The organism is uncultured Aquabacterium sp. (assembly GCF_913773725.1).
Taxonomy (GTDB): Bacteria; Pseudomonadota; Gammaproteobacteria; order Burkholderiales; family Burkholderiaceae_C; genus Aquabacterium.
Genome location: NZ_CAJYGK010000061.1, coordinates 80,925 through 94,903, shown reverse-complemented (window position 1 = coordinate 94,903; position 13,979 = coordinate 80,925). Strand labels below are relative to the sequence as shown.

Below are 13,979 nucleotides of genomic sequence, written 5' to 3'. Positions count from 1 at the left end.
GCAAGGCCTGACCGCCTGCGTGAACCAGCAGCGGCGCGGCAATTTGCGCGGCGGCGTCCTGCACCGACACGTCTCCGGCATCGAAGCCGGGCAGGCGGTGCACGGGCACCCCGTGCGGCAGAGCAATGGGCGAAGGTGCCCCGGGTTGTGCCGGCGGCGGCGTGCTGTCGGCCGGCAGCAGTCCGGCGTCAACCAGGCGTGCATGGTAGGTCGCGACGCTGCCGTGACGGGTGTTGACGCGCAGGGTCATGGGCGGCTGTTCCTGGTTGGCCATCAGGATGGCCTGCCAGTGCTCGGGCCAGTCCTTCTTGAGCCGCTTGATCCACCAGGCGGGGTGGTTGAAGCGGGCCACCGGGTCGGCCTCGACGGCGTTCAGCAGCTCGGCCTGTTCGCGCAGAAAGCGCCGCAGCACGGCGTTGACCAGACCGCTGGCCGGCCGCGCCCGGCGCTTGGCGGCTTCCACCGCCTGGTCGACCAGGGTGTGGCCGGCGTACTCGGTGCCGCTGGCCAGGGCCAGGGCGGACAGCAGCAGGGCGTCCACCCAGGGCGCCGGGGCCTTGGGCACCAGGGCCTTGCGCAGGGCTTGCGCCAGTCCCAGGCGGCGCAGCACGGCGAAAGACAGCGCCTGCACGCCCGGGCGTTCGGCGGCCGGACGCTCGGCCAGCACGTCGGTCAGCGAGCGCCCCTCGCGCACGGCGGCCACGGCCTCGGCACAGCCGGTCAGCAACTGCCACAGGGGCAGGCTGCCGCCTGAGGGCGGTGCAGCCGGAGCGGGAGAGGCGGACGGACGGGGGCGGGACGGCGGAGGCGTTTGGCGCATGGCGCGCAGTCTATGCGCTGCCGCGGCCTGTCCTCGGTCAGACGCCCAGGAAATGGCGACGGTAACGGGCCGGCAGATCGGCAATGCGCATCAGCATCGGCAGGTCGGCCGTATGGAAATCGGGGTCCCAGGCCGGGGCGCCCAGGATCTTGGCGCCCACGCGCAGGTAGCCCTTGATCAGCGCCGGCGGCTCGACCTGCAGGTGGCGATCCAGTTCCTCGACCGGCAGCGGCAGGCGCGGGCGCACCTGCACGTCGATCGGGGCGAGGTGGGTGTGACGCAGTTGCTCCCAGAGGCTGGCTGCGACATGGCCGCCATCGCGCATGCTGATGCTGGCGCAGCCCACCATGGTGTCCAGCTCGTTGCGCACCATGAACTCGGCCAGGGCCCCCCACAGCGCCATGATCGCGCCACCATGTCGGTGATCCGGGTGTACGCACGATCTGCCCAGCTCCACCATGCGGCTGCGCATCGGGCGCAGGCGGGTCAGGTCGAACTCGGTCTCGCTGTAGAGGCCGCCGACGCGACGGGCCGCGTCCGGCGTGAGCACGCGGTAGGTGCCGATGACTTCGCCGGGCTCGCCGTCGTTCCCCAGCAGGCGCACCAGCAGGTGCTCGCAATAGGGGTCGAACAGGTCGATGTCGTGGCCTGGGGGGCTGCCGGCCGGCACGTTCAGGCGCGCGCCCATTTCCTCGGCAAAGACGCGGTACCTCAGTCGTTGAGCGGCCCGAACATCCTCTTCAGAGCGCGCCCAAACGACCGCCAGGCCGGCGCGCGCGGCGGCATCGGGCTCACCGGATGCGGAGCGCGGATGAAGTGACCTCCGGGCGGCACGGGTCTCGGCCGACAGGCGGGTGGACAGGTCGGCCATCGGCAGCGTGGGCAGAGGCAGGTCACGCATGGTCATCTCCGGGGTCTTCGTGGACATGAGCCGTGACTGTGATCCGATGGGGTGACGCTGACATGAACCTGGCGTGACAGTTGCATGACGCCCCACGTATGCCGGCCAGAGTGGCACGGCATGGGTGTCAACCCTGAGCTTTGCCCCCGGGGTACGGGGGCGCCCGCTGTTACGATCAAACCATGAGCATCCAGATCTTCGGCCTGCCGGTGTCACGCGGTGTGGCCATCGGCCGTGCCGTGCTGGTGGCGTCCAGTCGCGTGGACGTGCCGCACGTCTTCATCGACCCCAGCCTGATCGAATCGGAGGTGGGGCGGCTGCTGGCTGCGCGTGATGCAGTGACGACCGAGTTCGAGGCGCTCAAGCGCGATCTGCCGGCCGATGCGCCGGCCGAGCTGGCGGCGCTGCTGGACGTGCACCTGATGCTGGTGCAGGACGAGGCCCTGGTGGGGGCGTCGGCCGACTGGATCCGCGAGCGCCACTACAACGCCGAATGGGCGGTGTCGGCCCAGCTCGAGGTCCTGGCGCGCCAGTTCGACGAGATGGACGACCCGTACATCCGCGAGCGCAAGGCCGATCTGGAGCAGGTGGTGGAGCGGCTGCTGCGCAGCCTGAGCAAGGGCAAACCGTCGGCGGTACCCGATGGCGGGGAGCACCGCGACTTCGGTGGCGACGAACCGCTGGTGCTGGTGGCCAGCGACATTGCGCCGGCCGACATGCTGAATTTCAAGCGCAGCGTGTTCAAGGGCTTCGTGACGGACGTGGGCGGCAAGACCTCGCACACGGCCATCGTGGCCCGCAGCATGGACATCCCCGCCGTCGTGGGCGCTCGCCAGGCGAGCCACCTGATCCGTTCGGACGACTGCATCATCATCGACGGCGATGCCGGCCTGGTCATCGTCGACCCCTCGCCCATCGTGCTGGAGGAATACCGCTTCCGCCAGCGCCAGAGTGAGCTGGAGCGCGGGCGCCTGGCCCGGCTGCGCCACACCCCGGCCGTGACGCTGGACGGCGAGCGCGTGGAGCTGCTGGCCAACATCGAGATGCCGGAAGACGCGCCGGCGGCGCTGGAGGCCGGTGCCGTAGGCGTGGGCCTGTTCCGCTCCGAGTTCCTGTTCATGAACCGCGGCGGCAACCTGCCCGACGAAGAAGAGCAGTACGACGCCTACCGCCGTGCGGTGGAGTCGATGAAGGGCCTGCCGGTCACGATCCGAACGGTGGACATCGGGGCCGACAAGCCGCTGGATGGCCTGTCCGCTGCCGAGCTGCGGCACGAGTCGGTGCTGAACCCGGCGCTGGGCCTGCGGGCGATCCGCTGGAGCCTGTCCGAGCCGAGCATGTTCCGGCGTCAGCTGCGTGCCCTGTTCCGTGCGGCCACCCACGGGCCTGTCAAGATCCTGATCCCGATGCTGGCCAGCCAGCGCGAAATCTCGCAGACCCTGGAGCACATCGCGCACGCGAAGCGGCAGCTGGCGGACGCGGGCAAGCCCTGCGGCGAAGTCGAGCTCGGCGCGATGATCGAGGTGCCGGCGGCGGCGCTGACCCTGCCGCTGTTCCTCAAGCACTTCGACTTCCTGTCCATCGGCACGAACGACCTGATTCAGTACACCCTGGCCATCGACCGGGCCGATGAGGCGGTGGCCCATCTCTACGACGCTTGGCATCCGGCCGTGCTGCAACTGGTGGCCAGCACCATCGCCCGGGCGCGGGCCGCAGGCAAGGGCGTGAGTGTGTGTGGCGAAATGGCGGGCGACCCGGCCTTCACCGAGCTGCTGCTGTCCATGGGCCTGCGCAGCTTCTCGATGCACCCCACGCAGGTGGCCTCGGTCAAGCAGCGCGTGCTGCGGGCCGACACGCGCCGCCTGGCCCCCTTGCTGGACGAGGTGCTGTACAGCGAGGACCCGGAAGCCACCTGTGCCGAGCTGCTGGCCCAGCAAGGCGGTGTGGTGTCGCCCGTGGCCCGGCGGGCCTGACGTTCCGCCTGCCCCGCTGACGCGCCCGACTCAGCGCTGGCCCAGCGTTTCCCAGCGTTCCAGCAAGGTCATCAACAGTTCGTCGATTTCTTCGACACGGGCGTGCATGGCCGCCACGTTCGCACCTTCCTTGCGGTAGATGTCCGGGTCGGCCAGTTGCTTGTTGAGCTCGGCCTGCTCGGTTTCCAGCGCCTCGATGCGGCCGGGCAGTTCGTCCAGCTCGCGCTGTTCCTTGTAGCTCAGCTTGCGCTTGGGCTGGGCCACGACGGGGGCGGCCGGGGTGGACGCGGGCGCGGTGTCGGCCGCCACGGCCACGGGCGTGCGGGTGTCGGCCCCGGCTGCCTGTTTGCTGGCGCTGGCAATGGCCGCGGCGCCTGGCTTGTTGGCCGCCAGGGCGCGGGCCCGGCGTGACTGGATCAGCCAGTCTTCCACGCCGCCTTCGTACTCGCGCCAGTGGCCTTCGCCTTCGGCCACCAGCGTCGAGGTGACCACGTTGTCGAGGAAGCGCCGGTCGTGGCTGACCAGGAAGACCGTGCCGGGGAAGTCGCCGAGCAGCTCTTCTAGCAGGTCGAGGGTTTCGATGTCGAGGTCGTTGGTGGGCTCGTCGAGCACCAGCACGTTGGCTGGCTTGGCGAAGAGGCGCGCCAGCAGCAGCCGGTTGCGCTCGCCGCCGCTGAGCGTGCGCACGGGCGAGTTGGCACGGGCCGGGGCAAACAGGAAGTCCTGCAGATAGCCCATGACGTGCTTGCGGCTGCCATTGAGCTCGATCCATTCGCTGCCCGGGCTGATGAAATCGGCCAGCGTGGCGTCCAGATCAAGGTGGTCCCGCATCTGGTCGAAATAGGCCACCTGGAGGTTCGAGCCCAGCCGCACGGTGCCGCTGTCGGGCTGCAGTTCGCCCAGGATGAGCTTGAGCAAGGTCGTCTTGCCCGCACCGTTGGGGCCGACCAGGCCGACCTTGTCGCCCCGCATGATGGTGCCGGTGAAGCCCTGCACCACGGTGCGCCCGCCAAAGGCCTTGCTGACGTTGTCGAGCTCGGCGACGATCTTGCCGCTGCGGTCGGCCTGCGAAACCTCGAGCTTGGCCTTGCCGACCACATCACGGCGCACGGCTCGCTGTTCGCGCAGCTCATGCAGCCGCTTGACGCGGGCCACCGAGCGCGTGCGCCGGGCTTCGACGCCCTTGCGGATCCACACCTCTTCCTGAGCCAGCAGCTTGTCGAAGCGGGCATTGGCCAGCGCCTCGTCCGCCAGTTCGCGCTCCTTCAGTGCCTGGTAGGCCGCGAAGTTGCCGGGGTAGCTGCGCAGGATGCCGCGGTCCAGCTCGACGATGCGGGTGCAGGTGGCGTCCAGAAAGGCCCGGTCGTGGCTGATCATGATGATGCTGCCCTTGAAGGCGACCAGCAGCTCTTCCAGCCAGGTGATGGCGTCCAGGTCCAGGTGGTTGGTCGGCTCGTCGAGCAGCAGCACGTGCGGGCTGGCGACGAGGGCGCGGGCCAGGGCCACGCGCTTTTTTGTGCCCCCTGACAGCCCGGCGATCGGCAACTCGGGCGACAGCCGCAGGCGCTGCAGGCTTTCTTCCACCCGCTGCTCCCAGTTCCAGCCGTTGCGGGACTCGATCTGGGTCATCAGGGCATCCAGGTCCTCGCCATCGGCATGGGCTTCGAACCGCGCGCGCAGCGCCTTGACTTCTTCGAGGCCTTCGCTGACGGTCGAGAACACCGTGGCGCCCTCGGCAAAGCTCGGCTCCTGGGGCACGTAGGCCACCTCGATGCCGCTTTGCACCTGCAGTTGCCCGTCGTCGGGCCGCTCCAGCCCGGCCAGAATCTTCAGCAGCGAGGACTTGCCGGTGCCGTTGCGGCCGATCAGGCCGACGCGCTCGCCCGCCTCCAGCGAAAACGAGGCGTGGTCAAGCAGGGCGACGTGGCCGAAGGCGAGTTGCGCCTGGCTCAGGGTGAGAACGGCCATGGTGGGGCAGCAGGATGCGGATGCGGAAACCCCGCATTGTCGCCCCAAGCGGGGGGCAGACGGTCGGGGCACCCCGCGAGACAATGACGGGATGGTTGGCTTGATGGCGCGGGGCACGGTCCCTTTCCGCATTGGTGCGGGCATGAAGGTGGGACGGCTCGTGGCGATGGCGGGCCTGCTGCTCGCGGTGGTGTGGGTGTGCTGCGTGGTGCCGGCCCGCGCAGCGACCGACGCTCTCGGCGTGCACGTCGTGCCCCTGCGGGGCGAGGTGCTGCATACGCTGGACCAGGCCTGCGTGCTGGTGGCCGGTGTCCATGGCGAGCAGCCCCCCAGCCAGGACGCGCCATGGCTGCACACCCAGTTGCCCCATCGCTGGCAGGACACGCATCCCGGTCACGTGGGATCGATGTGGTATCGATTCCGGGTGTCACTGGACGGTGCGCCCCAGTCGACCTGGGCCGTCTACCTGCCCCGCGTGTCCATGAATGGCCAGGTCTGGATCAACGGCGTGGCGCTGCCATTCTCCGGCTCCATGACCGAGCCCGTGACCCGCAACTGGTACGTACCGCTGCTGTTTACCGTGCCGTCCACGCTGTGGCGCGACGGCTTCAACGTGATCGACGTGCGGGTGGCCAGCGGGCATGCCGCGCGTGAAGGGCTAGCGCCCATCTCCATCGGGCCGCTGGAACAGGTCTCGGAGCCCTACCGGCTGCGCCGCTGGGTTCAGGTCGACCTCATGAACTTCATCCACACGGCCCTGATCACCTGCGGCCTGGTGATGGTGCTGGCCTGGTGGCGCGACCGCAGCCTGGGGGCCATCGGTTACATGGGCCTGGCGGCATTGCTGTGGGGTGTTGCCACCCTGCTGATGATTCGCCCCGAGCCGATGACCGCGGCCGCCTTCTGGGAAGGGCTGCGCAGCACGCTCACGCAGTGGTACCAGCTGGCGCTGTGCGCCTTCTTCTTTCGCTTTGCGGAATGCCCGGCGCGGCAGGTGGCCCGGGTCTTCGGCGTGCTGATGGCGCTGGTGCCGATCTACCATGCCACGCTGGCCGATTTCGATCGCACGGCCGAGGTCTACATCGGCATCTACGGCATCGCCTTGATCGGCATGGCGCTGGCCATTCGGCATGTGGTGCGCGCGCGCCGGCCGGACGGCTGGTGGCTGGTGCTGGGGTGTGCGGTGCTCGTGCCTTCGGCGTTTCACGACCTGCTGGTCGTCAACGGGCGTTTGCCGTTCGACTCGGTCTACCTGATCGGTGTGTTCGGGCCGGTGCTGATCTTCTGCAGCTTCGTGATCCTGGCTGGCGATCAGGCCCGTGCGCGGGTGGCGCTGCATGACCTCAATCGCACGCTGGCCACACGGGTGGCCGAGCGCGAGGCCGCGCTGCGCGAGAGCTTTGCTCGCCTGTCGGCGCTGGAGACGGCCCAGGCGGCCAGCGCTGAGCGCGCCCGCATTCTGAAGGACATGCACGATGGCGTGGGGGCCCACCTTACCTCCGCGCTGCGCCAGCTGCAGGCGCCGGGCACCCAGCCTCCGGACATCCACCTGGTGACGCAGACCCTGCGCGACTCGCTCGCACAGCTCAAGCTGACGATCGACGCCATGTCCCTGCCGGCCGGCGATGTGGCCGGGCTGCTGGCAAGCTGGCGTTACCGCTTGGCTCCGCGACTGGAGGCCGCCGGCATCACCCTGCATTGGGATGTCGCGCCCTTGCCGCTGTGGCCGGCGGGCAGTCCCCCGGTGCTGCGACAGTTGCAGTACATCCTGTACGAGGCCCTGTCCAACGTGCTGCAGCATGCGCACGCCACACAGCTCCACCTGTCCGCCCGGGTCGCGGGCGAGGCCATCGAGGTCGTTCTGGCCGACAACGGCGTGGGCTGGGATCCGGGTGCAGCGCCGCGAGGGCAGGGCGTGGTCGGCATGCTGGCGCGGGCCAGCCAGGTCGGGGTGGCACTGCACTTCGACACCCCGCGCACGGGCGGGCTGGCGGTTCGGCTGGTGTTGCCGCTGACGGGTTTATCCTCGGCACCATGAACAGCGCGCGCCCCTGGACCGTGGTGCTGGTGGAAGACAACCAGCAGACCCGGCACTTTCTGGAACAGTCCATCGAGGCCCATCCCGGGTTGCGACTCGGTGCGTCGTTCGGCACGCTCGCACCTGCCTCCGCCTGGTTCGAACAGCAAGGGGCCGACCTGTTGCTGGTCGACCTCGGCCTGCCCGATGGCAGCGGCCTGACCCTGATGCGCCAGGTGCACCAGCGCTGGCCGGCCTGCGACATGCTGGTGGTCTCGATGTTCGGTGACGAGGACAACGTGGTCGCCAGCATTGAAGCGGGCGCCGTCGGCTACGTCCACAAGGACGATGACGCGGCCGACATCGCCGACACCCTGCTGGCCGTCAAGCAGGGCGCCTCGCCGATTTCGCCGATGATTGCGCGGCATCTGCTCAAGCGGCTGCGGCCTCTGCCCGACCTGGGGCGTGTGCTGGCCCCGACGGAGCAGACCGCGCTGGCGGTCATGACCCCATTCGCCGAGCAGGCCGACACCGACCCGGCCCGCCTGCCCGTGAGCCTCAGCCGCCGCGAGCAGGAGGTGCTCGAGTTCATCGCCCGCGGCTATTCGTATGCCGAGATCGCGCGCGAGCAGGGCATCACCGTGCACTCGGTGCAGACCTACATCAAGAAGCTGTACGCCAAGCTGGCCGTGCATTCACGCAGCGAAGCGGTGTACGAGGCCAGCCGCCTGGGCCTGCTCGACGTGCTCGGCATGCGGCCCAAGGGCTGACCCACCGGCGGCGGCGATCAGGCGGATGCGAGGCGCGCCTCCAGCGCGTCGATGAAGCGCGCGGCCACATCCCATCCCGTCTGCTGCGTGATCTCCTGGAAGCAGGTGGGGCTGGTGACGTTGATCTCGGTGAGGCGGTCCCCGATGATGTCCAGCCCGACCAGCAACAGGCCCCGTGCCGCCAGGATCGGGCCCAGATGGCGCGCGATGGCCAGGTCGGCCTCGCTCAGGGGTTGAGCCACGCCCTTGCCTCCGGCAGCCAGGTTGCCGCGCACCTCGCCGCCTTGCGGAATGCGGGCCAGCGCATAAGGCACCGGCTCGCCATCGATGACCAGCACCCGCTTGTCGCCCTCGCTGATGGCCGGCAGGAACTTCTGCACCATGATGGTCTGGGTGCCGTTGCGCGTCAGCGTCTCGGCCACGCTGCCCAGGTTCAGGCCATCGTCCTTCACGCGGAAGATGCCCATGCCGCCCATGCCATCGAGCGGCTTGAGGATCACGTCGCGGTGCTGCGCATGGAAGGCGCGCACGGTCTCGATGTCACGCGTGACCAGCGTGGGCGCGATGAACTGCGGGTAGGCCATGATGGCCAGCTTTTCCGGGTGTTCGCGCAGGGCCTGTGGGCTGTTGAACACACGGGCGCCCTCGCGCTCGGCCTGGCTCAGCAGGTGCGTGGCGTGCAGGTACTCGGCGTCGAAGGGCGGGTCCTTGCGCATCAGCACGGCATCGGCATCGGCCAGTGCCATCACCGCCAGTTCCTGCACGGTGTACCAGTCGTCGGCGTCGCCGGTCAGCGTGATGCGGGCCGCCTCGGTCTGCACGCGGCCGTCGCGCTGCCAGACGATCTGGTGCGGCTCGCAGGCCCACAGCTCGTGACCGCGTGCGGCCGCCTCGCGCATCATCGCGAAGGTGCTGTCCTTGTAGGTCTTGAAGGTGTCGAGCGGATCGACGACGAAAAGCAGCTTCATGGGGAGTCAGCCTGTTCGGTGCGATGGCGGAAGTGTTCCACGAACAGCGTCAGCGCGCCGGCGACCAGGCCCCAGAAGGCCGAGCCGATCCCCAGCAGCGTCACGCCGGACAGCGTTACGAGGAAGGTGATGATGGCCGCTTCGCGGTAGCGCACGTCGTGCAGCGAGGCCGCCAGCCCGTTGGCGATCGTGCCCAGCAGCGCCAGGCCGGCCACCGAGATGACCATGGCCTCGGGAAAGGCGGCCAGCAGCCCGGCCACTGCGCCGCCCAGCAGCGCCATCAGGATGTAGAACACGCCCGCGTACACGGCCGCCATGTAGCGGCGGTCCGCTTCAGGATGGGCGTGTGGGCTCAGCACGATGGCCGCCGTGATGGCCGCCAGGTTGAAGGTGTAGCCACCGAAGGGCGCGAACACCAGCGTCAGGATGCCGGACCAGCTCATCAGCGACGACACCGGTGCCGGGTAACCGGCCACGCGGATGGCCGAGATGCCAGGCACGGCCTGCGAGGCCATGGTGACGATGAACAGCGGCAAGCCCATGCCGATGACCGCATGCCACGAGAACGCCGGCATCACGAACTCCGGGGTGGCCAGCGCCAGGCTGAGTTGGGAGGTGTCGAGCTGGCCGCGCAGACCGGTGACCACCATGCCCATCCCGAGCACGCCCAGCACGGCATAGCGTGGGATCCAGCGCTTGCCCAGCAGGTAGGCTAGCAGCATGGTGATGACCAGCAGCGGCTGGGTCGACGCGGCGGAAAACGACTGCAGCGCAAAGCGCGCCAGGATGCCCGCCAGCAGCGCCGAGGCCAGGGCCACCGGGATGCGGTCCATGATGCGCTCGAACAGCCGCGTCACGCCGCACAGCCACATCAGCAGCCCGCACACCAGAAAGGCGCCCGTGGCCTCGGCCAGGCTCACACCCGTGGCGGCGGTGGCGATCACGGCTGCACCGGGTGTGGACCAGGTCACCAGCACGGGCGCCCGCAACCACAGCGACAGCCCGATGCTGCCCACGCCCATGCCCATGCCGAGCGCCAGCACCCATGAGCTCAGCTGCTCCGGTGTCGCCCCCAGCATGCGGGCGGCGTGGAACACCAGCGCAATCGTGCTGGTGAAGGCCACCAGCGTGGCCACGAAGCCCGCCGAGACGGAGGACAGCGCGGTGTCGCGCGCCATGCGCGAGAGCGAGGGCAACACGCTCAGAGCTCGACCTTGGAGCCCAGCTCCACCACGCGGTTGGCCGGCAGGCTCAGGAAGTCCGCTGCACCCGATGCGTTGCGGTGCATGCTGGCAAACAACTTCTCACGCCATGGCGCCATGCCGCCGCCGATGGTGGGGATCACGATGTCGCGCGACAGGAAGTAGCTGGTCTCCATGTCGTCGATGTGGATGCCGTGCTGGCGCACGAGCTTGAGCGCGTCCGGCACGTCGGGCTCGTTCTTGAAACCGAAGTGCAGCATGATCTGCCAGCAGCTGTTGCCCAGCGATTCGACCTCGACGCGCTTGTTGAAGCCGATCCACGGCACCTCGTGCGATTTCACCGTCACGAAAAGATTCTGCTTGTGCAGCACCTTGTTGTGCTTGAGGTTGTGCAGCAGGGCGTTCGGTGTGGTGCCCGCATCCGCGTTCAGGAACACGGCCGTGCCTTCCACGCGCTGGGGCGGGCTGGAGAACACCGCTTCCAGGAAGGGCTTGAGGTCGATCGAATCCGAGCGCAGGCGCTCGCTCAGCAGGTGGCGTCCATCGCGCCACGTCATCATCAGGCTGAACATGACGATGCCGATCAGCAGCGGGAACCAGCCGCCGTCGACCACCTTGATCACGTTGGCGCTGAAGAACATCAGGTCGATCACGAAGAACACGCCGGTCGCTCCGATGCACAGGGCGATGGGCAGCTTCCACGCAAAGCGGATCACGAAGAAGGTCATGACCGTCGTGATAAGCATGTCGATGGTGACGGTGATGCCGTAGGCCGAGGCGAGCTTGCTGCTGGAGCCGAAGAAGATCACGGCCAGCACGATGCATCCGTACAGCGTCCAGTTGACGAAGGGGATGTAGATCTGCCCGGTCTCGTTGACGGAGGTGTGCAGGATGCGCAGACGCGGCAGGTAGCCCAGCTGGATCACCTGCTTGGTGACCGAGAAGGCGGCCGAGATCAGCGCCTGCGACGCGATCACCGTGGCGCACGTCGCCAGCGCGACCAGCGGGTACAGGGCCCATTGGGGCGCCATCTCGTAGAAGGGATTGCCCACGTTCTCGGGGTGGGCGAGCAGCATGGCCCCTTGGCCGAAGTAGTTGAGCACCAGGGCCGGCATCACCAGGCTGAACCAGGCCAGGCGGATGGGCTTCTTGCCGAAATGCCCCATGTCGGCATACAGCGCCTCGGCCCCTGTGGCACACAGGATCACCGAGCCGAGCGCGATGAAGGCCATGCCCGGCTGGTTGATGATGAACATCAGTGCGTGGTGCGGGCTGAGCGCGACCAGCACCGCGGGGTTGCGCACGATGTGCCCGATCCCCAGCACAGCCAGCACGATGAACCACAGCGCCGTGACCGGCCCGAAGAACTTGCCGATGCCGCCCGTGCCGTGCTTCTGCACCATGAACAGCCCGGTCAGAACCACCAGTGTCACTGGCACCACGAAGCGCTCGAGCGCGGGCGCTGCCACCTCCATCCCCTCGACGGCAGACAGCACCGAGATGGCCGGGGTGATCACGCCGTCACCGAAGAAGATGGCCGTGCCGAAGATGCCGATGGCCAGGAGCTTGTTGCGCAATGCCGGCCGGTGCGCGACTGCGGTGGAGGCCAGCGCGAGCATGGCGATCAGGCCGCCTTCGCCGTTGTTGTCGGCCCGCAGGATCAGCGTGACGTACTTGAGCGAGACGATGACCGTCAGCGTCCAGAACATCATCGACAGGATGCCGTAGATGTTCTCGGGGCTCAGCGGGACGTGGCCGTGTGCGAAGACCTCTTTGAGGGCGTACAGCGGGCTGGTGCCGATGTCGCCATAAACGATGCCGATGGCACCGAGGGTGAGGGCGGCGAGCTGTTTGCCGCCGAGGGCGGCGCTGGAGCTGTGTTGCACGTGAGGAGGTTCGCGTTTCGACAGCCGACCATTTTGCCTTTGTTCGGCCTCGTCGCGAACAGTTCCGTGCGGCCCTCGTTCAGGCGTAGATTTCTGCGTTCGGATCAGTGGCTTCCAGCTCGTAGCTGGCCGCCAGCATGGCCAACCGCGCGATCACCCCGTACATGTAGAACCGATTGGGGGCGCTGGCACCCGGTTTGGCCCCTGGGCGGGGAAGGTGGGCCGGCTCGGCAAAAGCCAGCGGCACGAAGCTGGAACCCGGCGCATTGAGGTTTTCGTCCACGCCGCGTTCGGCGTGGACGCGGTAGAAACCGCCCACCACATACCGGTCGATCATGTAGACCACCGGCTCGGCCACGGCATCGTTGATGCGTTCGTAGGTCGGCACGCCTTCTTGGATGATGACCCGGCTGACTTCCTGGCCGTCCTTGACCACCGACATCTTGTTGCGCGTGCGACGGTTGAGGTCGGCCATGTCCTTGGCGTCCCGCACGGTCATGATCCCCATGCCATAGGTGCCGTTGTCGGCCTTGACGATGACGAAGGGCTTCTCGTTGATCCCGTATTCCTTGTACTTGCGGCGCACCTTGTTCAGCATGCCTTCCACCTGCGTCTGCAGGGCATCCAACCCTTCGCCGGACTGGAAGTCCACGCCTTCGCACACGGCGTACATGGGGTTGATGAGCCACGGGTCCATGCCCAGCAGCTTGGCAAACTTCTTGGCCACTTCCTCGTAGGCCTCGAAATGCTGGCTCTTGCGGCGCACGGCCCAGCCGGCATGCAGCGGCGGCAGCAGGTACTGCTCGTGCAGGTTCTCCAGCACGGGCGGGATGCCGGCCGACAGATCGTTGTTCACCAGAATGGTGCACGGGTCGAAGTGCTTGAGACCCAGTCGGCGCTTGGTGCGCACCAGGGGCTCGAGCGTCAGCGTGCTGCCATCCGGGAGGCTCAGTTCAGTCGGCTCGGTGACGCTTTCATCCAGGGTGCCCAGGCGGACGTTCAGGCCGGCTGCGCCGAAGATCTGCATCAGGCGCGCCACATTGGCCAGATAGAAGGTGTTGCGCGTGTGCTTCTCGGGGATCAGCAGCAGGTTCTTGGCTTCGGGGCAGATCTTCTCGATGGCCGCCATGGCCGCCTGCACCGCCAGCGGGAGCATTTCCGGCGTGAGATTGTTGAAACCGCCCGGGTACAGGTTGGTGTCGACCGGGGCCAGCTTGAAGCCGGCGTTGCGCAGGTCCACCGAGGTGTAGAAGGGCGGCGTGTGCTCCATCCATTCCAGACGGAACCAGCGCTCGATGGCCGGCATGGACTCCAGCATGCGTTGCTCGAGTTCGTTGATGGGGCCGGTCAGGGCGGTGATCAGGTGCGGAACCATGGTGGGAGCAGGCGGCGGTCGGTGGACACCGGGTCATTCTAGGAACATCCGCATGTGGGGGCGCATCGGAAGAAAAAAAGGGGCTGCCCGAAGGCAGCC

At 68.0% G+C, this 13,979-nt stretch carries 10 protein-coding genes; 3 read left to right on the top strand and 7 right to left on the bottom strand.

The window, feature by feature from the left end; genetic code table 11:
- Positions 1 to 820: transcription antitermination factor NusB (locus tag QZ709_RS07945; RefSeq protein ID WP_366937155.1), on the bottom strand; the 820-nt coding region annotated here is incomplete at its 3' end.
- Positions 821 to 857: 37 nt separating this feature from the next.
- Entirely contained in the window at positions 858 to 1,721 is an 864-nt protein-coding gene (locus tag QZ709_RS07940; RefSeq protein WP_294636734.1) for a GNAT family N-acyltransferase, read from the bottom strand.
- 182 nt (positions 1,722 to 1,903) lie between these two features.
- Here QZ709_RS07940 and ptsP point away from each other — a divergent pair, with 182 nt between their 5' ends.
- Positions 1,904 to 3,694, top strand: a complete 1,791-nt coding sequence (gene ptsP / locus QZ709_RS07935; protein ID WP_294636727.1) for a phosphoenolpyruvate--protein phosphotransferase — start codon at positions 1,904 to 1,906, stop codon at positions 3,692 to 3,694.
- A 30-nt stretch (positions 3,695 to 3,724) separates the two neighbouring features.
- Here ptsP and QZ709_RS07930 read toward each other — a convergent pair whose 3' ends face one another.
- On the bottom strand, positions 3,725 to 5,662 hold the full coding sequence (locus QZ709_RS07930) for an ATP-binding cassette domain-containing protein (RefSeq protein WP_294636725.1): 1,938 nt from the start codon (positions 5,660 to 5,662) through the stop codon (positions 3,725 to 3,727).
- Between the two features lie 142 nt (positions 5,663 to 5,804).
- On the opposite strand from QZ709_RS07930, the gene QZ709_RS07925 reads away from it, so the two are divergent.
- Positions 5,805 to 7,700 carry a histidine kinase gene (locus QZ709_RS07925; protein WP_294636723.1) on the top strand — a complete coding sequence of 632 codons (1,896 nt, stop codon included), beginning with the start codon at positions 5,805 to 5,807 and terminating at the stop codon, positions 7,698 to 7,700.
- On the top strand, positions 7,697 to 8,449 hold the full coding sequence (locus QZ709_RS07920; protein WP_294636722.1) for a response regulator transcription factor: 753 nt from the start codon (positions 7,697 to 7,699) through the stop codon (positions 8,447 to 8,449). Before QZ709_RS07925 ends, QZ709_RS07920 begins: the two co-directional genes overlap by 4 nt.
- Positions 8,450 to 8,466: 17 nt before the next feature.
- On the opposite strand, the gene gshB is transcribed toward QZ709_RS07920, so the two are convergent.
- The 4 genes from gshB to gshA all read right to left on the bottom strand — a co-directional run bounded on the left by gshB (position 8,467) and on the right by gshA (position 13,880).
- Entirely contained in the window at positions 8,467 to 9,417 is a 951-nt protein-coding gene (gene gshB / locus QZ709_RS07915) for a glutathione synthase (protein WP_294636720.1), read from the bottom strand.
- A complete protein-coding gene (locus tag QZ709_RS07910; RefSeq protein WP_294636733.1) occupies positions 9,414 to 10,595 on the bottom strand; it encodes a benzoate/H(+) symporter BenE family transporter in 1,182 nt (393 codons plus the stop codon). Before QZ709_RS07910 ends, gshB begins: the two co-directional genes overlap by 4 nt.
- A gap of 23 nt (positions 10,596 to 10,618) precedes the next feature.
- Positions 10,619 to 12,505: a potassium transporter Kup gene (locus QZ709_RS07905; RefSeq protein ID WP_294636719.1), complete on the bottom strand. Its 1,887-nt coding sequence runs from the start codon at positions 12,503 to 12,505 to the stop codon at positions 10,619 to 10,621.
- 79 nt (positions 12,506 to 12,584) lie between these two features.
- On the bottom strand, positions 12,585 to 13,880 hold the full coding sequence (gene gshA / locus QZ709_RS07900; protein WP_294636718.1) for a glutamate--cysteine ligase: 1,296 nt from the start codon (positions 13,878 to 13,880) through the stop codon (positions 12,585 to 12,587).
- Between the last annotated feature and the right edge of the window lie 99 nt (positions 13,881 to 13,979).